Source organism: Kribbella pratensis, assembly GCF_004365355.1.
Taxonomy (GTDB): Bacteria; Actinomycetota; Actinomycetes; order Propionibacteriales; family Kribbellaceae; genus Kribbella.
This window is the reverse complement of sequence record NZ_SODP01000002.1, coordinates 1,041,662-1,059,157: the sequence shown is the minus strand read 5'-3', so window position 1 is coordinate 1,059,157 and position 17,496 is coordinate 1,041,662. Positions and strand designations below refer to the sequence as shown.

Annotated in this window: 16 protein-coding genes; 9 read left to right on the top strand and 7 right to left on the bottom strand. The window is 66.0% G+C overall.

The window, feature by feature from the left end:
• The first annotated feature begins 21 nt into the window (after positions 1 to 21).
• The 5 genes from EV653_RS21715 to EV653_RS21695 all read left to right on the top strand — a co-directional run bounded on the left by EV653_RS21715 (position 22) and on the right by EV653_RS21695 (position 6,346).
• The gene (locus EV653_RS21715) at positions 22 to 1,014 is read left to right on the top strand and encodes a LacI family DNA-binding transcriptional regulator (protein WP_134105554.1); all 993 of its coding nucleotides are present in this window, start codon (positions 22 to 24) and stop codon (positions 1,012 to 1,014) included.
• Positions 1,015 to 1,187: 173 nt separating this feature from the next.
• A complete protein-coding gene (locus tag EV653_RS21710; protein ID WP_134105553.1) occupies positions 1,188 to 2,558 on the top strand; it encodes an ABC transporter substrate-binding protein in 1,371 nt (456 codons plus the stop codon).
• A gap of 245 nt (positions 2,559 to 2,803) precedes the next feature.
• Positions 2,804 to 3,589: a carbohydrate ABC transporter permease gene (locus EV653_RS21705; RefSeq protein ID WP_238159946.1), complete on the top strand. Its 786-nt coding sequence runs from the start codon at positions 2,804 to 2,806 to the stop codon at positions 3,587 to 3,589.
• Positions 3,586 to 4,455 carry a carbohydrate ABC transporter permease gene (locus tag EV653_RS21700; protein ID WP_134105551.1) on the top strand — a complete coding sequence of 290 codons (870 nt, stop codon included), beginning with the start codon at positions 3,586 to 3,588 and terminating at the stop codon, positions 4,453 to 4,455. The genes EV653_RS21705 and EV653_RS21700 overlap by 4 nt, the downstream gene beginning before the upstream one ends.
• Before the next feature lie 349 nt (positions 4,456 to 4,804).
• Positions 4,805 to 6,346: a glycoside hydrolase family 13 protein gene (locus EV653_RS21695; protein WP_134105550.1), complete on the top strand. Its 1,542-nt coding sequence runs from the start codon at positions 4,805 to 4,807 to the stop codon at positions 6,344 to 6,346.
• Here the strand turns inward: EV653_RS21695 and EV653_RS21690 are convergent.
• The 4 genes from EV653_RS21690 to EV653_RS21675 form a co-directional block, all read right to left on the bottom strand.
• Positions 6,339 to 8,576 (bottom strand): heavy metal translocating P-type ATPase, encoded by a 2,238-nt coding sequence (locus tag EV653_RS21690; protein WP_134105549.1) that lies wholly within the window; start codon positions 8,574 to 8,576, stop codon positions 6,339 to 6,341. The genes EV653_RS21695 and EV653_RS21690 overlap by 8 nt on opposite strands.
• Entirely contained in the window at positions 8,536 to 9,507 is a 972-nt protein-coding gene (locus EV653_RS21685; RefSeq protein WP_134105548.1) for a hypothetical protein, read from the bottom strand. Before EV653_RS21685 ends, EV653_RS21690 begins: the two co-directional genes overlap by 41 nt.
• On the bottom strand, positions 9,504 to 9,722 hold the full coding sequence (locus tag EV653_RS21680; RefSeq protein WP_134105547.1) for a heavy-metal-associated domain-containing protein: 219 nt from the start codon (positions 9,720 to 9,722) through the stop codon (positions 9,504 to 9,506). Before EV653_RS21680 ends, EV653_RS21685 begins: the two co-directional genes overlap by 4 nt.
• Positions 9,723 to 9,957: 235 nt before the next feature.
• Positions 9,958 to 10,254 carry a metal-sensitive transcriptional regulator gene (locus tag EV653_RS21675; RefSeq protein ID WP_130446371.1) on the bottom strand — a complete coding sequence of 99 codons (297 nt, stop codon included), beginning with the start codon at positions 10,252 to 10,254 and terminating at the stop codon, positions 9,958 to 9,960.
• Positions 10,255 to 11,151: 897 nt separating this feature from the next.
• Between EV653_RS21675 and EV653_RS21670 the strand changes: the two genes are divergently transcribed.
• Positions 11,152 to 11,622, top strand: coding sequence for a nuclear transport factor 2 family protein (locus EV653_RS21670; RefSeq protein WP_238159944.1), 471 nt, complete (start codon positions 11,152 to 11,154; stop codon positions 11,620 to 11,622).
• 1,323 nt (positions 11,623 to 12,945) lie between these two features.
• Here EV653_RS21670 and EV653_RS21665 read toward each other — a convergent pair.
• Positions 12,946 to 13,512, bottom strand: coding sequence for a GNAT family N-acetyltransferase (locus EV653_RS21665; RefSeq protein ID WP_134105545.1), 567 nt, complete (start codon positions 13,510 to 13,512; stop codon positions 12,946 to 12,948).
• A gap of 163 nt (positions 13,513 to 13,675) precedes the next feature.
• Here EV653_RS21665 and EV653_RS21660 point away from each other — a divergent pair, with 163 nt between their 5' ends.
• The 3 genes from EV653_RS21660 to EV653_RS21650 all read left to right on the top strand — a co-directional run bounded on the left by EV653_RS21660 (position 13,676) and on the right by EV653_RS21650 (position 15,487).
• Positions 13,676 to 13,993, top strand: coding sequence for an ankyrin repeat domain-containing protein (locus EV653_RS21660; RefSeq protein WP_202871772.1), 318 nt, complete (start codon positions 13,676 to 13,678; stop codon positions 13,991 to 13,993).
• A 301-nt stretch (positions 13,994 to 14,294) separates the two neighbouring features.
• Positions 14,295 to 14,723 carry a hypothetical protein gene (locus tag EV653_RS21655; protein WP_134105543.1) on the top strand — a complete coding sequence of 143 codons (429 nt, stop codon included), beginning with the start codon at positions 14,295 to 14,297 and terminating at the stop codon, positions 14,721 to 14,723.
• A 326-nt stretch (positions 14,724 to 15,049) separates the two neighbouring features.
• Positions 15,050 to 15,487: a hypothetical protein gene (locus tag EV653_RS21650; protein WP_134105542.1), complete on the top strand. Its 438-nt coding sequence runs from the start codon at positions 15,050 to 15,052 to the stop codon at positions 15,485 to 15,487.
• A 73-nt stretch (positions 15,488 to 15,560) separates the two neighbouring features.
• Here EV653_RS21650 and EV653_RS21645 read toward each other — a convergent pair whose 3' ends face one another.
• The gene (locus EV653_RS21645) at positions 15,561 to 15,998 is read right to left on the bottom strand and encodes a DUF6228 family protein (protein ID WP_255510908.1); all 438 of its coding nucleotides are present in this window, start codon (positions 15,996 to 15,998) and stop codon (positions 15,561 to 15,563) included.
• A 785-nt stretch (positions 15,999 to 16,783) separates the two neighbouring features.
• Complete coding sequence (locus tag EV653_RS21640; RefSeq protein WP_134105540.1) at positions 16,784 to 16,978, bottom strand: hypothetical protein; 195 nt, start codon at positions 16,976 to 16,978, stop codon at positions 16,784 to 16,786.
• Positions 16,979 to 17,496 lie beyond the last annotated feature (518 nt).

The window sequence follows — 17,496 nt, the reverse complement described above, 5'->3', positions numbered from 1 at the left end:
ATTAGGCGTAGAGTTTGCGCCATGACACGACGACTTGCAGAGGTGGCCAAGAAGGTCGGCGTCAGCGAAGCCACCGTGAGCCGCGTCCTGAACGGGAAACCAGGGGTGTCCGAGGCGACCCGTGAAGCGGTGCTCACCGCGCTCGATGTCCTGGGGTACGAGCGTCCCACGCAGCTGCGCGGCGATCGGGCCCGGCTGGTCGGTCTGGTCCTGCCGGAGTTGCAGAACCCGATCTTCCCGGCGTTCGCCGAGGTCGTCGGCGGCGCGCTCGCGCAGCAAGGTTTCACCTCCTTGCTGTGCACCCGGACGGTCGGTGGCGTGTCCGAGGCCGACTACGTGGATCTGCTCCTCCAGCAGCAGGTGTCCGGGGTGGTGTTCGCCGGTGGTTTCTACGCGCAGGCGGACGCGCCGCACCAGCACTACGAGCTCATCCAGGAGCGCAAGCTGCCGACCGTGCTGGTCAACGCGGCGGTCGACCACCTCGGGTTCCCGCAGGTCTCGTCGGACGACTATGTCGCCGCCGAGATGGCGATCGGGCACCTGCGAGCGCTCGGTCACCTGCGGATCGGGATGGTCCTCGGCCCGCGCGACCACATCCCCTCACGGCGGAAGCTGGAGGCGTACCTCGCCGCGGACGAGGCCGATCCGAAGCTCGTCGAGCACACGATGTTCTCCCTCGAAGGCGGGCACGCGGCGGCGACCCGGCTGGTGAACTCCGGCGTCACCGGCATCGTCTGCGCCAGCGACATCCTCGCGCTCGGCGCGATCCGCGCCGTCCGCCGGGCCGGCCTGAGTGTGCCGGGCGACGTTTCGGTGATCGGGTACGACGACTCCGCGATGATGAACTGCACCGACCCGCCGCTCACCACCGTCCGTCAGCCGATCGACGCGATGGGCCGCGCCGCGGTCGACATGCTGGTCGCCCTGATCGAGCGCGCCGTCGTACCCGCCGACGAGCTGCTCTTCGAGCCGGAACTCGTCGTCCGCGCCTCGACCGCCCGGGCCCGGATCTAGACGTCACGCAGTACCCCGGCAGCCGCTGACCGCTCTGGCGGCGGCTGCTGCCGTTTGTCCTCTGCTGGGTAATCTCCCATGGGAAGTCACGTTTTTGCAATCTCAGATCGAAGTATTGCGATCATGCGTCCAGTTCCCTACGGTGTCCACACGATCCGAGGGAGAGGGTGGAAATGACGACAACGCGCCGCGGGCTCAGCCTGCTGCTGGTTGCGGGACTCGGGCTGGTGGCCGCGTCCTGCGGGTCGGACGACGGGAACAAGCCGGCCGCTGGGGGAGCGTCGGACGGACCGGTGACGATCACGGTCGGCTGCGAGCCGCCGAAGAGCAATCCGAAGGAGCGCGAGGCCTGGGAGGCGGATGTCGCCACGTTCCAGAAAGCGCACCCGAACATCACCGTCCAGGGCAAGGACGCGTTCCCCTGCATCAACCCCGACACGTTCCAGGCGAAGCTGGCCGGCGGCACGCAGGAGGATCTCTTCTACGTCTACTACACCGATGTCCGGAAGATCATCGAGAAGAAGCAGGCCGCCGATATCAGCCAGTACGTCGGCAGCGTCGGCGCGGTCAAGGATCTGCGTCCGGACGTGATGGGCGTGTTCAAGGACGGCGACAAGACGTACGGGCTGCCGCGCAACAACTACAACATGGGCCTGGTCTACAACCGGAAGCTGTTCACCCAGGCCGGTCTCGACCCGGCCAACCCGCCGAAGACGTGGGAAGAGGTCCGCGACGCGGCGAAGAAGATCGCGGCGCTCGGCCCGGGCTACGTCGGGTACGGCGAGTACTCCGCCGGCAACACGGGCGGGTGGCACTTCGCGGCCGAGCTGTACGCGCGCGGCGGGTCGATGGTGAGCGACGACGGGAAGACCGCCGCGTTCAACAGCGACGAGGGTAAGGCGGTCCTCGAGAACCTGAAGAAGATGCGTTGGGACGACAACTCCATGGGCACGAAGCAGCTGCTCCAGTGGGAGGACCTGATGCGGATGATGGGCGGCGGCAAGCTCGGCATGATGGTCGGCGCGCCGGACGTCGTGCAGTCGGTCAACAACGACTTCAAGGGCAAGTTCGAGGACTACGGCGTCACCGCCGTACCGGAGTCGGACGGGAAGTCGTCGCTGAGTGGTGGCGACGGGTACATGTTCAACCCGAAGGCTTCGCCGGAGAAGATCAAGGCTGGTCTGCAGTGGCTCGAGTTCCACGAGCTGACGCCGGGCAAGGGCCAGTTCGACTACGCGCGGTCGAAGCAGCAGGGTCGCCCGGTCGGTCTGCCGATCCCGGACCTCTACGGAACGAGTGCCCCCGGCAACGAGATCACCGCGTTGCGCAAGCAGTACGCAACGGTCCCGGTCGACAACTTCGCGCCGTACGTCGCTGCCCAGGGCAACATCACCAACAAGCTCGAGCCCCCCAAGGCGCAGGAACTCTACGCCGTCCTCGACGTAGCGATGTCCGCCGTCCTCACCCGCAAGGACGCCGACATCAACAAGCTCCTCTCTGACGCCGAAGGCAAGGCCAACAAGATCCTCGCGAAGAACACGTGATGGATGACAAAACCACAAGCACCCGCCGTCCCCGCTCCGCGGGGACGGCGGGTGGTGTGGGAACAGCCGAGGCCGTGGAGGATCTGCAGGTGGGTTGGGGGCCCGAGAGCCGGCTGGCCGAACGGCACGAACCTCCAACCCCTCACGGTGCCGGAGCTCTGCGGAGAGCGGTCGGCCGGAACCTGACCGCGTACGGGTTTCTCTGTGCGGCCTTGATCTGTTTCGCCTTGTTCTCCTGGTATCCGATGTTTCGGGAAGTTGTGCTGAGTTTTCAGCAGAACAACTTTGTGGATCCGGGGATCTGGGTCGGGTTCGACAACTTTCGTACGGTGATTGCGGACCCGGCGTTCCGGTCTGCGTGGTTGAACACGGCGGCTTTCAGCGGGCTGGCGTTGGTGATCGGGTACGCCGTCCCGTTCGTGCTCGCCGTGGTGCTCAATGAGCTGAAGCACGCCAAGGCGTACCTGCGCTTCGTCGTGTACCTGCCGGTGATGCTTCCGCCGGCTGTCGCCGTACTGCTGTTCAAGTGGTTCTACGACCCGGGCGCGGGCCTCTTCAACCAGGTGCTAGGCGTCGTCCACATCCCGCCGCTGAGCTGGCTGGACTCGACGAGTACGGCGCTCATCAGCCTCGTGATCGTGTCGACCTGGATGAACCTCGGCACCGGCACGCTCATCTACCTTGCCGCGCTGCAGAGCATCCCTGGCGAGCTCTACGAGTCCGCGGAGCTCGACGGCGCCGGGCTGTTCCGCCGCGTCTGGCATGTGACGATCCCGCAGACCAAGCTGATCCTGCTGGTGATGCTGCTGCTGCAGATCGTCGCGACGATGCAGGTCTTCATCGAGCCGTACCTGCTGACCGGCGGCGGCCCGGAGAACGCGACCGTGACGGTCGCCTACCTGATGTACCAGTACGCGTTCAACTTCGGCGACTTCGGCGGCGGCTCCGCGCTCGGCCTGATGTTGATGATCGCGCTGCTGATCTTCTCCACGGTCTACCTGCGTGTGTCGCGCGAGGAGGATGCCCGATGAGGACCTTGGTCTCACCGCTCGCACTCCGCACGCCGCGCGGCAGGGTTATCTACTGGACGATCCTCACGGTGACGGTCGTCGGGTTCACCGGCGCGTTCGTGTTCCCGCTCTACTGGATGGTGACGGGCGCGCTCAAGTCACCTGACGAGCTCGCGCAGATCCCGCCCAGCTTCTTCCCGAAACACTTCGACCTGCACGTGTACGTCGACGCGTGGGAACAGCTCCAGCTCGGAGTCTTCCTGAAGAACACCGTGCTGTACGCCGGTGGCGCGTGGCTGTTCACGCTCGCGGTCGACGTCAGTGCGGCGTACGCGTTGTCGAAGCTGCGACCGATCTTCGGGAAGCTGGTGCTCGGCGCGATGCTGGCGACGCTGATGATCCCGCCGATGGTTTTGCTGCTTCCGACGTACCTGGTGGCGAAGGACCTGCCCATCTTCCACGCCGACCTGCTGAACACCCCGTGGGCGATTTGGTTGCCGGCGGCAGCGAATGGGTTCTTCGTGTTCCTGCTGAAGCGGTTCTTCGACTCGATCCCGCGGGAGCTGCTGGAGGCGGCGGAGATCGACGGCGCTTCACCCGCGAGGATCCTGTGGTCGATCGTGCTGCCGGTCTCCCGCCCGATCATCGGAGTCGTGTCGATCCTGTCCGTGGTCACGGTCTGGAAGGACTTCGTCTGGCCGCTCCTGGTCCTCCCGGAAACCGACAAGATGTCGATCAGCGTAGGCATCGCGTCCCTCTCGGCCCAGATGCCCCAGAACGTCCTCATAGCCTCACTGGTCATCGCCAGCCTGCCCACAATCATCGTGTTCTTCATCTTCCAGCGAAGCATCATGGCAGGCCTAACAGCCGGAAGCCTCAAAGGATGAAAGAAAACCCGCCCCTCGCTCCGCTCGGCGCGGGGAGAGGAAAGAAGCCGGCCCCTGCGGGGGTCGGGTTGGACCCGTCCCGGGTCGGGCGGTGGGAGAGGCAGAGGCCGACCCCCGCGGGGTCGGACTCGGCCCAGGTCGGGCGGTGGGAGAGGAGCCGGACCTGGGGAGCGGTTTGGACCCCGCGCCGGGTCGGGCGGGGAGGAGGGGGCCGGCTCTGCGGGGGGCGGGTTGGGCCCTGTCTCGGGGTGGGGCGGGGTGGAAACGGATACCTGACCTGCGCTCGGGGCGGGCGTGAACAAACATCACCGGGCCGAGCGGAGCGAGGGTCGGTTTGAGAGGAGATCTTGTGGGTGACGAGTGGTGGCGTGGGGCTGCGATTTATCAGGTGTATTTGCGGAGCTTTGCGGATGGGAACAGTGACGGGGTCGGGGATCTGGCCGGCCTGCGGGCCAAGTTGCCGTATCTGGCTGAGCTCGGTGTGGATGCGATCTGGTTGAACCCGTGGTATCCGTCGCCGATGGCCGACGGTGGGTACGACGTTGCCGACTACCGGGCGATCGACCCGGCGTTCGGCACGCTGGAGGAGGCCGAGGCGTACATCGCCGAGGCGCATGCGCTGAACATCCGGACGATCATCGACATCGTGCCGAACCACGGCTCCGACCAGCAGGACTGGTTCGTCGAGGCCCTCCGCGCCGGACCGGGGTCGCCCGAGCGTGAGCGGTTCCTGTTCCGCCCCGGCCGGAACGATGGTCCGCCCAACGATTGGCAGTCGATCTTCAACGGACCGGCATGGACACAGGTCGACGACGGTGAGTGGTACTTGCACCTGTTTGCGCCCGAACAGCCCGACTTCAACTGGCGCAACCCGGAGGTTGTCGAGGAATTTCACGACATCCTTCGGTTCTGGCTCGATCGCGGCGTCGACGGGATCCGGATCGACAGCGCCGCCGTACTGTTCAAGGACCTGGACAGCGTCGAGGAGTCCTACACCGACCACGACGAAGTACACGAGATCTATCGCGGCTGGCGGCACCTCACCGATCAGTACGACGGGCGCTTCCTCGTCGGGGAGATGTGGATGCCCGACCAGGAACGGTTCGCGCTGTACCTGCGGCCGGACGAGATGCAGACCGCGTTCAACTTCGACTTCTTGTCGCGTCCGTGGGAAGCCGACGAGCTACGCGCGTCCATCGACCTGACACTGTCGACGCACGTGCCGATCGGGGCACCTCCGACCTGGGTCCTCTCGAACCACGACGTGACGCGCCCGGTAACGAAGTACGGGCGGCCGGATACATCGTTCTCGCACCAGGATCGCAAGCATGGGATGCCGACCGATCTGCTGCTGGGGGAACGCCGGGCCCGCGCGGCCGCCCTGCTCGCCATGGCGCTGCCCGGGAGCCTCTACGTCTACCAGGGCGAAGAGCTGGGGTTGCCCGAGGTGGAGGATCTGCCGGACGAGCTCCTGCAGGATCCGATCTTCGCGCGCTCGGGAGGCGCCGACCGCGGCCGGGATGGTTGCCGAGTGCCCCTACCTTGGTCCGGCAAAGAACCGCCGTTCGGCTTCGGAGCCGGTACGCCGTGGCTTCCGCAGCCGGCGGACTGGAAGAACCTCACGGTCGAATCCCAGCACGATGACCAGAACTCGATGCTGGCCCTGTATCGCACCGGACTACGGATCCGACGCGAACTGCTCGGGGACGGCACCTTGTCCTGGGTCGAATCTGCTGCCGACGTACTGGTGTTCCGGCGGGAGAACCTGACCTGCGTAACCAACCTCAGCGCCGACCCGATCGAGCTGCCGCCGCACGAGGAGGTGCTGTTGAGCAGCATCCCCCTCGACGACGGCAAGCTTCCGGCCGACGCGACCGCCTGGATCAGGTGAGCGAACGGAACCGGCGCAACCGCAGGCTGTTGGACACGACGAACACCGAGCTGAAGGCCATCGCGGCCCCGGCCAGCATGGGGTTCAACAGACCGGCGGCGGCGAGCGGCAGCGCCAGCACGTTGTAGGCGAACGCCCAGAACAAGTTGCCCTTGATCGTGCGCAACGTACTGCGGGACAGCCGAATGGCGTCCACAGCCGCGCGCAAATCGCCGCGCACCAGCGTCAGATCGCTTGCTTCGATCGCCACGTCGGTGCCGGTGCCCATGCTCAGGCCGAGGTCGGCCTGGGCGAGGGCGGCCGCGTCGTTGACGCCGTCACCGATCATCGCGACCACGCGCCCCTCGTCCTGCAGCTTCTTCACCGCGTCGACCTTGCCGGCCGGCAGTACGTCGGCGATCACGTCGTCGATCCCGACCTCACCGGCAACCTTCAACGCAACTGCTTCGTTGTCGCCAGTCAGCAGCACCGGCCGCAGACCCAGCTCGCGCAACTGAGAGATCGCCTGCACCGACGTGGGTTTCACAGTGTCCGCAACAACCAGCACGGCCCGCGCAACCCCGTCCCACCCGACCGCAACCGCCGTACTGCCCTCGGCCTCGGCATGCTCCTTCGCGTGCGCGAGGTCGTCAGGCAGGTGCTGGCTCCACTCCTCCAGCAACCGCGTCCGCCCGACCAGCACGGCATGCCCGTCGACGATCCCCTGCACGCCAAGGCCTTCGACGTTCCCGAAGTCCTCGACTTCCGGCAGCTTCCCGGCGGCTGATGCAGCCCGGGCGACCGCCTGCGCGATCGGGTGCTCCGACGAGTGCTCCAGCGCGCCGGCCAACCGCAGTACCTCGGCCCGCTCCTGACCCGGAGCCAGCAGTACGTCGACCAGCTCCATCCGGCCCGTGGTAACGGTGCCCGTCTTGTCCAGCACGACGGTGTCGACGCGCCGCGTGGACTCGAGCACCTCCGGACCCTTGATCAGGATGCCCAACTGCGCGCCCCGACCGGTCCCGACCATCAACGCGGTCGGCGTGGCCAGCCCCAACGCACACGGGCAGGCGATGATCAGTACGGCGACTGCCGCCGTGAACGCGACTTCCACCGGCGAACCATTGCCCAGCCAGAAGCCGAGCGTCGCCAGCGCAAGCCCGATCACGATCGGCACGAAGATCCCGGACACCTTGTCGGCAAGGCGTTGTACGGCGGCCTTCCCGTTCTGCGCGTCCTCGACCAGCCGCGCCATCTGCGCCAGCTGAGTATCCGCGCCGACTCGCACGGCCCGTACGACGAGCCGTCCGCCCGCATTGACGGTCGCACCAACGACCGCGTCACCCGCGCCGACCTCGACCGGCACGGATTCGCCGGTCAGCATCGATGCGTCGACCGCACTGCTGCCGGTCACGATCACGCCATCGGTCGCGATCTTCTCGCCGGGCCGGACGACGAACTCGTCGCCCACGACCAGTTGGTCGGCGGGGATCCGGATCTCCGTACCGTTACGCAATACTGCGACGTCCTTCGCCCCGAGCTCCAGCAGAGCGCGCAAGGCGGCACCGGAGCGACGCTTGGCCCGCGCCTCGAAGTACCGGCCGGCCAGGATGAACGTGGTGACGGCGGTCGCCACCTCGAGGTAGATCTCCTCGGCGCCGCTGCCGCGGGACGGGATCAGCGTGAACGGCATCTTCATGCCGGGTTCGCCCGCCGAGCCGAGGAACAACGCGTACAGCGACCAGAGGAACGAGCTCACCACGCCCAGCGAGATCAGCGTGTCCATCGTCGTCGCGGCATGCCGCAGGTTCGTCCAGGCGGCCTTGTGGAACGGCCAGGCCGCCCACGTGACCACCGGGAACGCCAGCGTCAGCGACGCCCACTGCCACGAGTTGAACTGCAGCGCTGGGATCATCCCGAACGCGACCACCGGCACCGTGAGCGCGATGCTCGCGATCAGCCGCTCCCGCAGGGGTTTCAGCTCGTCCGGCTCCTCGACCTCGGTCGAGACGGCCGGAGTCGGCAGGGCCGCGGTGTAGCCGGTCTTCTCGACGGTGGCGACCAGGTCGTCGGTCGAGACGCCGTCGGGGTACGTCACCTTTGCCTTCTCAGTGGCGTAGTTGACGGTCGCCGTGACGCCGTCCATCCGGTTCAGCTTCTTCTCGACGCGGGCCGCGCAGGAGGCGCACGTCATCCCGCCGATGATGAGCTCAACGGACTGGTTGCTCATGTTCGTGTGCCTCCTCTTCATGTGCGGCGGATGTCGGTACGGCGGTCGGCGGGGCGATCGTGGTGCCGTTCGAGTCGACGTGCACCGTGAACTCCGCGGTGTGTACGGCGCCGGCGTGCTGGAAGTCCAGGAACAGGCTGTACGTGCCGGCGGTCGGGAACGTCGTCATGAAGTCGATCGACGGGCCGCCCTTCATCCCCGGCTCGGCGTGCTGCGCCGGGTGGTTGTGCAGATAGGCCAGGTCGCCGCTGCGCAGTGAGACCAGGTGCCCGAAAGCGCCCAAGTACGGCTGCAGGTCGGTGACCGGTTTGCCGTTCTTGCTGATCTTGAACGTCAGTTGCGATTCCTTGCCCGCAACCGGCGTGCCGGCGAGTGTCACGTTGTACCCCTGGACGCTGGTGACGGCGGCCGGATCATTCAGCGGGACCGGGACATACAGCCCGGTGACGTTGACGTCCGTGCCGAGCGTGATGTTCTTGTCGAGGCCGGCCGGCTGGAAGTCGGCGTACAGCCGCCACGTCCCGCCGGCGGTGAACGTGAACGGGATGCTCCACGTCCCGTCTGCCGCCAAGGTCGGGTGCACGTGGTGGAAGCCGGACAGATCGCGGCGTACGACGATCAGATGCAGGTCCTTCTCATGCGTCTTCGTGTACTGCGTGACCGGCTTGCCGTCAGGCCCTTTGATGGTGAAACGCAGTGCGGTCTTCGTGCCGGCGGTGAAGAACGTCGACGCCGGGGCGAACGTGTACCCGGCGTCGGACACCGCGAGCCCCGGCAGTTGCCCGCCGGCGTCGTGCCCGCCCATGTCGCTCATCCCCATCTCCTGCGACTGCGAAGGTGTGTCGGCCGCCGCGATCGGGTCGACCGCGGTGCCGATGCCGTACGCCGCCCCGAAGGCGAGCGCCAGCGCACCGGCGAACGCGCCGAGCCGGAGCGCGGCGGCCCGGCTCACGACGCCGCCAGTTCGTAACCCGCCTCGTCGACGGCCTCGCGTACGGCGGCCTCGTCGAGCGCGGACTCACTCGTCACGTGCACCGGGGAGGTGCCACCGGCGACGAGATCGATCGTCACGTCCTGCACGCCGACGAGCTTGCTCAACTCCTCGGTGACCGCAGAGGTGCAGTGCGCACAGGTCATACCGGACACGGAGTAAGTGGTGGTGGTCATATCAGCTGCTCCTTGAATGGTTAGCTACGAACTAGGCCGGCGATCGCATCGAGTGACTTGCTGCGAACCAGGCGGGCGATCGTGTCGACTGACTTGCTGCGAACTAGGCGGGCAACCGCATCGAGTGACTTGCTATGAACCAAGCGCGCGGTCGCGTCGAGCAGTTCGCTTCGAACTAGGCGGGCGGTCGCTCGAACGGTTAGCTTCGAACCGGGCGGCCGATCGCATCGAGTGATTAGCTTCGAACCAGGCGGGCGATCGCGTCCGAGGCCTCGCGGACCTTCTCCTCGGCTTCCGGACCACCCTTCTGCGCGGCCTCGACCACGCAGTGCGAGAGATGCTCGTCGAGCAGTTCGAGCGAGAACGACTGCAACGCCTTCGTCGCCGCCGACACCTGCGTCAGGATGTCGATGCAGTACTTGTCCTCCTCGACCATCCGCTGCAGACCACGAATCTGCCCCTCGATCCGCCGCAGCCGCTTCAGGTGACTGGTCTTCTCAGCGGTGTATCCGTGTACGTGCTCGTCGCTCATCTCAAACTCCTCAGCTACCCCTCGGGGGTATGTCGACCACCAAAAAGTACCCCCTATGGGTATCGAATGCAAGTCGTCATCGATACCTGGAGGGGGTATTTGTGGGAGGTGTTTCGTCCCCACGCGTGCTGCGCGGGCGCTTTCCTCGTCGCTACGCTCCTCGGCGCACCCGCTCCGCCCGCTCCCGCCCACCCTCCGGCTGGCGCCGGCGTGTCTTCCGGCTCATCGCCGGTGTGGCGAGCTGCCGCTCGCGGGTGACTGCTTGGTAGCCCTGATTCGTCGCGGCGGGCTGATTGGCGGTGGAAGTGGTTATCCCACGCGTGCTACGCGGGCGCTTTCCTCGTCGCTGCGCTCCTCGGCGCGCCCGCTCCGCGCTCCCGCCCACCCTCCGGCTGCCGCCGGCGTGTCTTCCGGCTTATCGCCGGTTTGGCGAGCTGCCGCTCGCGGTGAGGGCTAAGCGGATCTGGTTCGTCGCGGCGGCGCTGGTGGGTGGTGAAGCTCGTGTTCCCCAGGTGCGCCCCGCCGGTCACCTCTCGGCTGCCGCTGGGTCCTCCGGGCTTCGCGCCTCTGACCTATGGAGATGACCAATCCGTCACTGGCGGCGGCCAGCGCTACTTGGCTGGGCTCCTTGGTCAGCCGTCCGACTCACGCGCCCACTTCTGCGTCAGAGACTCGACAAACCTCGCCCCGCACCCGCCCCGAGGACCGGATCAGGTCGAGCCATTGCGCCGGGTGCCCTGCGAAGGATGCCCGCGGACTACCCGTCCACCTCGCAACGGCAACCGTTCACCTCCTGCAGCGTCACCCGACGTCCGCCGCGTGCAGCGAATGCGTAGCGCGGGCGGGGAATTTGATCCAAGATTGAACGGACCTGCTTGGCAACCGAAGGAGCCGCTTGTGAACGCGCGTCCCCCACTCCCGCCTTTCACCCGGGAGACCGCCATCCAGAAGGTTCGTGCCGCGGAGAACGCGTGGAACAAGCAGGATCCGGAGGCGGTGTCGCTTGCTTACACCCCGGACACCTTCTGGCGGAACCGGGATGTCTTCGTGAACGGACGGGCCGAGGTTGTCGAGTTCCTGACGCAGAAGTGGGCTCGTGAGCTGGACTACCGACTGATCAAGGAGCTGTGGGCGTTCACCGACGACCGCATCGCTGTGCGCTTCGTCTACGAGTCCCACGACGCAGCCGGCCAGTGGTACCGCTCGCACGGCAACGAGAACTGGGAGTTCGACGAGAACGGCCTGATGCGGGTTCGGCGGGCCAGCATCAACGACCAGGTGATCGCCGAGTCGGACCGGCTGTTCCACTGGGACGCGCCAGGCCCACGCCCGGACGACCACCCGGGCCTCACCGAACTTGGCCTCTAATCAACGTTGCCTATGTGATCCGCCAACAGATCCGCGACAGATGTCCGCCAACCGATGTGCGGCTAGCAGAGATCTGTCCGCGTGTCGGAGCAACGCAGGATCTGCCGACGGCAGGAAGTTCCTTGAGCCTTCCAGTCTACTCTGTGGCTCATGCCCACCGGGGACAGCTCAACAGCCATCGACACCTTCGAAAGCGATAGCCACTTCCACATCTGGCGCTACGAGGTGGGACATGACCAAGTTTGATGGACTTCAGATCGAGCGCGACGGATACCACTACGCCGTGTCGGGAGCAGACTGGTCCGGGTGTGTCATCGCGGGTGCCTGCGTCCAGGCCGAGGACGCCGGTGAGTACTACAACCCGAGCCCGTTCGCGCTGTCGATGCCCGGAGCGCGAGCAAATTCTACGATCGCGTTCAGACAGCGGGCCCGAGTAGATCCGCGACACATGTCTGCCAACTGATGTGCGACAGGCTAGATGCCTGAGCGACCACCTGGCGCGCCGGCCAACGTACGGATCTGCCGATGTGCGGATGTTTCGTTGGGCCGACTGCAAGACTGGCCGCGTGACCAGCCCTGAGCATCCAATGCTGCCGCATCTCATCGACCTTGAGTCTCAGTTCGACCCACGTGCCCTTCACGATTACGACCCGGTCGAGCTGGTTCGGTATGCGCTTGGGACAACGGATTACTGGGCCGACCTGGCGCTCAGGTGGCTGGAGCAGGGTGTTCCCGCCCGAGGACTGGAGCACGACCTGCTAGCGCTTGAAGCGCAGACCAGCCGACCCCAGTCGTTGCGACACCGGGCGAAGCGCTTGAGGAAATCTGCCTGAACTGAACGCACGAACATGCCGCGATCCGCGCGCTCATGCCGATGAGCGGTAAACGGCCGACCAATGGCCGGGCGGACCATAGGGTCGGTCCATGTCGTCGGTACGCACTCACTTCGAGGATCGCGCAGCCATGCTGTGGGATCGCGCCGCTGTTGGCTCTGTCGAGAAGGACGGAGCTGTGATGACCCGACTCCGTCCGAACGCACCCACGGCCGTGAGCGTCGTCCTGTACCTCTTTGCCGACAGGCACGGCACAGGGAGCAGACAAGCTTCAGCGCCATGAGGCCTACGAGGCGGTTGCTGCCGACGTGATGCGATTTGTCGAGTCGCAGGCCGAGCCGTTCTGGAAGCAACAACTCTCGGCGCGGACGTAGCCTCAGCCGACTCAACGGCGTAGCCCGTAGGCACCGAGCGCTGCGGAGACTGAAGCGCGCTCATGCCGATGAGATGGCGTTGACGACGGCATCCGAACCACCCCCTCGTGCCACGGCTACCTGCGGAGCATTGTCCAGAGTGTCGGGCCGTCTTCTGGGAGTGAGATCTCCTCGATCACGGCGAAGCCAAATCGCTGGTAGAGCGGCACGTTCCGCAGATTGCTGCTCTCCAGATAGGCCGGCCCGTCGATGCTCGCCAGGCGGCGCTCCAGCAAAGCCGACCCGACGCCTCTTCCCTGCGTCGAAGCGCCGATCTGCGCGAGATACCAGAGCTGCCCGGCCGGTCTCGCGCGTGTGAAGGCGCGCTCCAGCACAACGCCGCGGCGCAGCCCCGACCCCATCGCAAGAAACAACCTCGACAACCCCACCAGCCCTTGTCGAAATGACACGCTATGACCCGGTGGATCCCACAAGGCAGCCCCCACCGGTTCACCGTTGTCGAACGCGATGTCAGCGCAAGCGGGAGCGGCATGCAGGTGAAGGGTGAGGGCTCGAAACATCTGAACGTCGCGGCCTGCCTTCGGCATGAGCCAGCGGACCACGGGATCGGCGGCGAACGCAGTGGCCAACACCACGCTGATAGCTCTCCGCTCCTGCGCTGTGGCTCTGCGGACCTCCAGCATGGCTGGGAGTCTATGGGGCGCAGCCTCGCCAAACGAGGGCAGGCTCGAACGTCCGGATCTGCCGCTGTCGGGATGGACGCGTCCGGCCAGGCCGCGAGTATTGCGGCCAACGTCGTCCACGTGTGCTACGCAGATACCTTCTGCGCCAACCAGAGGAATGACGATGACACCTGCGCATCTTGCCGTCGAGAACGAGGACCTGCCGAGGCTGCGGGAGCTGCTCGATGGCGGTGTCGACGTCGAAGAGATCGATGGCGGTCTGACCCTGCTCCAGCACGCGGTCGACGTCGAAATCGATGCACACGCTCAGACGGGCGGCCCGCTTCATGTCGACGTCACGGCGTACCTCCTCGCCCGAGGCGCAGATCCACTTGCGTCGCCTGTAGGCGGCGGGGTGGGCTCTGCTCTCCACATGGCTCACCTCGGCGGTCACTGGCTTGCAATCTCGCTGATCGAGGCCTTCGCTGCGCGCAGGACGTAGATCCAACGCCCTCATCTTCCGCTGTCCGCGTGCACCTCGCGCGTCTACCAGATGGGCCGAGACGATCGACTCGTGGACCCAGTGACGCCCGGCGGACCACGGGTTGATCGAACGCGTCCGCTCGCGGCTGCGGCGGGCCAGGCCACCCTTCCCGCCTCTGCCCAAGGGCTCCTACCCGGCGCCGTGGGTCGCCGCGAGATGTTGCACAGATGTTGCTCGCGACCACGTGCGCCCGACCAGCCTCAACCGCCAGTCTTGCCCTGTGCGGACCAGTTGGCGTGTCGTCACGACATCGCGCAGCATGAAGCCGCGTCTGCACCTGGTCGCAGGTCTCCTCCTCTTCGGCGCAGTGGCAGCCTGCAATAGCGTGGTCAACTGCAGCCCGTGCGGCGGCCCGGTCCTGATCGAGTTGGGCGGACTGCAGCCTCGACCAACCCAACTACAGGTCTGCCTCGACAAAGTGTGCCAGGCCGCCAGCCGCCTGCCTGCTGACCAACCGATGATCAATGCGGGAGGGCCCGCGGTGTACGACCACTCGACGATCACGCTGCACACCTACCGCAACGGCCGGCGGGCCGGCACCTACGTCATCACCGACCTGACCCTCCGGCGACCAAGTGGAAAAGGCTGTGACTGCGGCGAGGAAGTCGCGTTGGTACCGGCACCCGACGGCACCTTGCGGCGTCGGCCGCCCGGCTCGCCATCACCAACGCTGCCGCCGTCGACCTGACCTTCTCATACGCGTCCGTGGCGATCCCGCGCGGCGTACGCCGTACTCTGCCGAGTTGATGCCGGCAACGCACGGATTTGCCGCGATCCGTACTTGCGACTGTCCTATGAGAACGATCCGGTGCCCGTGGCTCCACGATCGATGCGACCGCCGACGGCAGGCTAGGTTGTGCGGCATGAGGCAGTCGACCTGCCCGCGGACGGCAAGGCGAACAGCGTCTCGCTTGGTTCGGGGCTCCCGCGTGCTGTGTGCCGTCGCCCTTTCGCTTGCTCACCACCCTGGCCGGGTGTGCATCAGCGCCCGCAGACCCCGCAGGAGAATTTGCAATGAACCAAGAACCCGAGCGCTTCACGATCGTTCCTGACGACTATCACGTGCCCTACGCCGGCACCGCCGAGGACGGCCGCAAGTTCTTCCTCAGCGACGAACTGTTCACCCCCGGGTCGGGCTATGTCGGGCTGTTTTGGTGGAAGCCCGATGGGACCTTCGACGAGGTGAGAGTCGACGAGGTTCGTCGCTCCGAGGGCGTGCCCCCGGGCCAGGCAGTGTCGGCCGGTGCCGACGAGCTCGTCGCCTCCCGGCTGGCCGAACTGGGCAAGTACGTCCTAGAGCCGATCGAGGTCGAGCCGTTTTCCATTGAGGTCGACGGTGTGACCTTCGGTTGGATGGGGAGTGAGTTCGACGGCATCTACTCGATCAACATCGAGCCAGGCGACTTCATCGCGTACTACGAACCTTGGGATGGGCTCGAGTACGACACGTAGCACGCCGTTTCACGACGGCTTCGCCGACGTGAGACTCACGCACATGCCGCATTGAGGACGCACGGCTCGGGCTTCACTCTGCCGCTTCGAAGAAGTTCGCCATCGCGACGCTCAATGCCTCCATCTCGGCCCCGGCCTCAACGTCGAGATCAACGGAGAGATCCCACGGCACGTCATACGCTTTCGGCCGCAGCCTAAAGGTGAGCGTCACATGCCCTCGGCTACCCCACCGCGCTTCGACTCGCAGCTGGTCTTCCAGGCTGCGCCATTGGCGGATCCCTGACCATCCCCCGAACTCCTCAGCAAGATCAGCGAAGTAGCCGGCCAACAAGTCACCCTCTAGACTCGTGACCACCGCCGTAGCTTTCATTCCGGCACCGGCCACCTCGACGAGATAGTCCACGACCACGTCGCTCCACGGCCGCTGTGGGGCGCTGAAGACTAACCGTACTTCTGATCCATAACCTGCGGTCAGGACTACCTGCGGCTCGTCCGCCGTTGCTTGGCGCATCCCCGCATCGTCGCAGAGACCGGTCTCGCTATGTCCAAGAACGCACTCATTTGCCGCAGATAGGAAGCGCGGTCATGCCGAAATTCAGGGAAGACCTCGTGGATCTGCGTGTCGGGCGGCACGCCACGACCAGGCCCGATCCGTCAGACTGTGCGCATGAGTGTAGGTGCGGCTAGTCCCAGGCAGATGACACACGCGTGCCGATCAACCGCGCTGTGGGTGGGTGTACTGACCGAGGTGGAATGTTGACCGACAATTGTGGACCGGCAGAGCCCCATCATTTCGATGCTGCGCTCGCCACTCTCCGCCGCGCTCGACCCAGGCCAACCGTCACGGAGGCCGCCGAAGTCCTCCGTCAGGCTCTGGCTGCGGACGGAGCCATCTGGCCACAGTCATCCCTGCTCAAGATCGCGCGCGCTGTCGTAGAACCATCGTGGCCTTTTCGTCACCCGCTCAAGTTCCTGCGAGAACGAGCTACACAAGACCGGGTCGCCTCCGAACAGACCATTGGCTCGGCCATCGATTCAGAGCATGACGCAGTCGAATCCGCTCTGAGAGAGCGACTTGCGCTAGATCTCAGAGCCGATGACGCGGTGAAGGGAGTTGAGTTCCTCGCTGCTCGGCCGGGCGAAGTCGGCGTGTTACTGAACCCCTGGACGCGCTCCGCCGCCGACGCAGTACGGCGAAGATGCCTGCCTTATCGGGTCTACTTTATTGATGCTCTGCCCGAGCTCGACGCCGATCCGCCACACAACACCAAGGACACGTGATGCGGCCAGGTACGCTCATCGGCTGAACGCGAACGTCCGGACATGCAGCGATCCGGTGCGTTTCAGGGTTCGCCGCCCGTGCTGGGCGGCGACCCCTGGGGCCTGGCCCGACTCGAACGGTGCCGTCATCCTTGGGTTCAGTGACGCCCAGTACCAGCGCTGGGCGTTGAGCAGGCTGACCTCCAACGGTACGTGAGCACGCACGCTCATGTCGCGATCCGCGCTTTGGGCTCTCGCAGATCACCTGGCGGACGTGTGTCGCCCACCTGTCGACGGAGGACATCAAGCGCCTATGGATCAAGGTCGCGTCTTCGGCGTTGAGTGGGTGAGCCAATGCTGCATGCCACAGGTTCAGAGCTGAGACGCGTACCGCGGACACGGTGAGCAGCGCTGAAAGGAGGCGCGACGCGTAGCACGCCAGTACGGACACCTCGATCGGCCGCCACGTCCGACGCCGACGAATCAGATCCACTAAGCAGTCACGGCGAGCGGTAGCTCGCCACTCCGGCGGTAAGCCGGCAAATGTCGGCGGCAGCCGACGGGCGGGTGGGAGCGGGCGAAGCGGGTGCGGTGAGGAGCGTCGCGACGCGGCAAGCGCCTGCCTAGCGCGCGTGGGGCACACCAGCTCCACCACTCAGCACGCCCCAACCGCGACGAACCAGCTCCGCTCAGCCCTCGACGCGAGCGGCAGCTCGCGACCCCGGCGATGAGCCGGAAGGAATGCCGGC

Excerpts from the sequence above, each read along its gene's own strand:
- EV653_RS21715 (WP_134105554.1), top strand. The coding sequence starts at position 22 with ATGACACGACGACTTGCAGAGGTGGCCAAGAAGGTCGGCGTCAGCGAA.
- EV653_RS21710 (WP_134105553.1), top strand. The coding sequence starts at position 1,188 with ATGACGACAACGCGCCGCGGGCTCAGCCTGCTGCTGGTTGCGGGACTC.
- EV653_RS21705 (WP_238159946.1), top strand. The coding sequence starts at position 2,804 with ATGTTTCGGGAAGTTGTGCTGAGTTTTCAGCAGAACAACTTTGTGGAT.
- EV653_RS21700 (WP_134105551.1), top strand. The coding sequence starts at position 3,586 with ATGAGGACCTTGGTCTCACCGCTCGCACTCCGCACGCCGCGCGGCAGG.
- EV653_RS21690 (WP_134105549.1), bottom strand. The coding sequence starts at position 8,576 with ATGAAGAGGAGGCACACGAACATGAGCAACCAGTCCGTTGAGCTCATC.
- EV653_RS21680 (WP_134105547.1), bottom strand. The coding sequence starts at position 9,722 with ATGACCACCACCACTTACTCCGTGTCCGGTATGACCTGTGCGCACTGC.
- EV653_RS21675 (WP_130446371.1), bottom strand. The coding sequence starts at position 10,254 with ATGAGCGACGAGCACGTACACGGATACACCGCTGAGAAGACCAGTCAC.
- EV653_RS21665 (WP_134105545.1), bottom strand. The coding sequence starts at position 13,512 with ATGCTGGAGGTCCGCAGAGCCACAGCGCAGGAGCGGAGAGCTATCAGC.
- EV653_RS21660 (WP_202871772.1), top strand. The coding sequence starts at position 13,676 with ATGACACCTGCGCATCTTGCCGTCGAGAACGAGGACCTGCCGAGGCTG.
- EV653_RS21655 (WP_134105543.1), top strand. The coding sequence starts at position 14,295 with ATGAAGCCGCGTCTGCACCTGGTCGCAGGTCTCCTCCTCTTCGGCGCA.
- EV653_RS21650 (WP_134105542.1), top strand. The coding sequence starts at position 15,050 with ATGAACCAAGAACCCGAGCGCTTCACGATCGTTCCTGACGACTATCAC.
- EV653_RS21645 (WP_255510908.1), bottom strand. The coding sequence starts at position 15,998 with ATGCGCCAAGCAACGGCGGACGAGCCGCAGGTAGTCCTGACCGCAGGT.
- EV653_RS21640 (WP_134105540.1), bottom strand. The coding sequence starts at position 16,978 with ATGAGCGTGCGTGCTCACGTACCGTTGGAGGTCAGCCTGCTCAACGCC.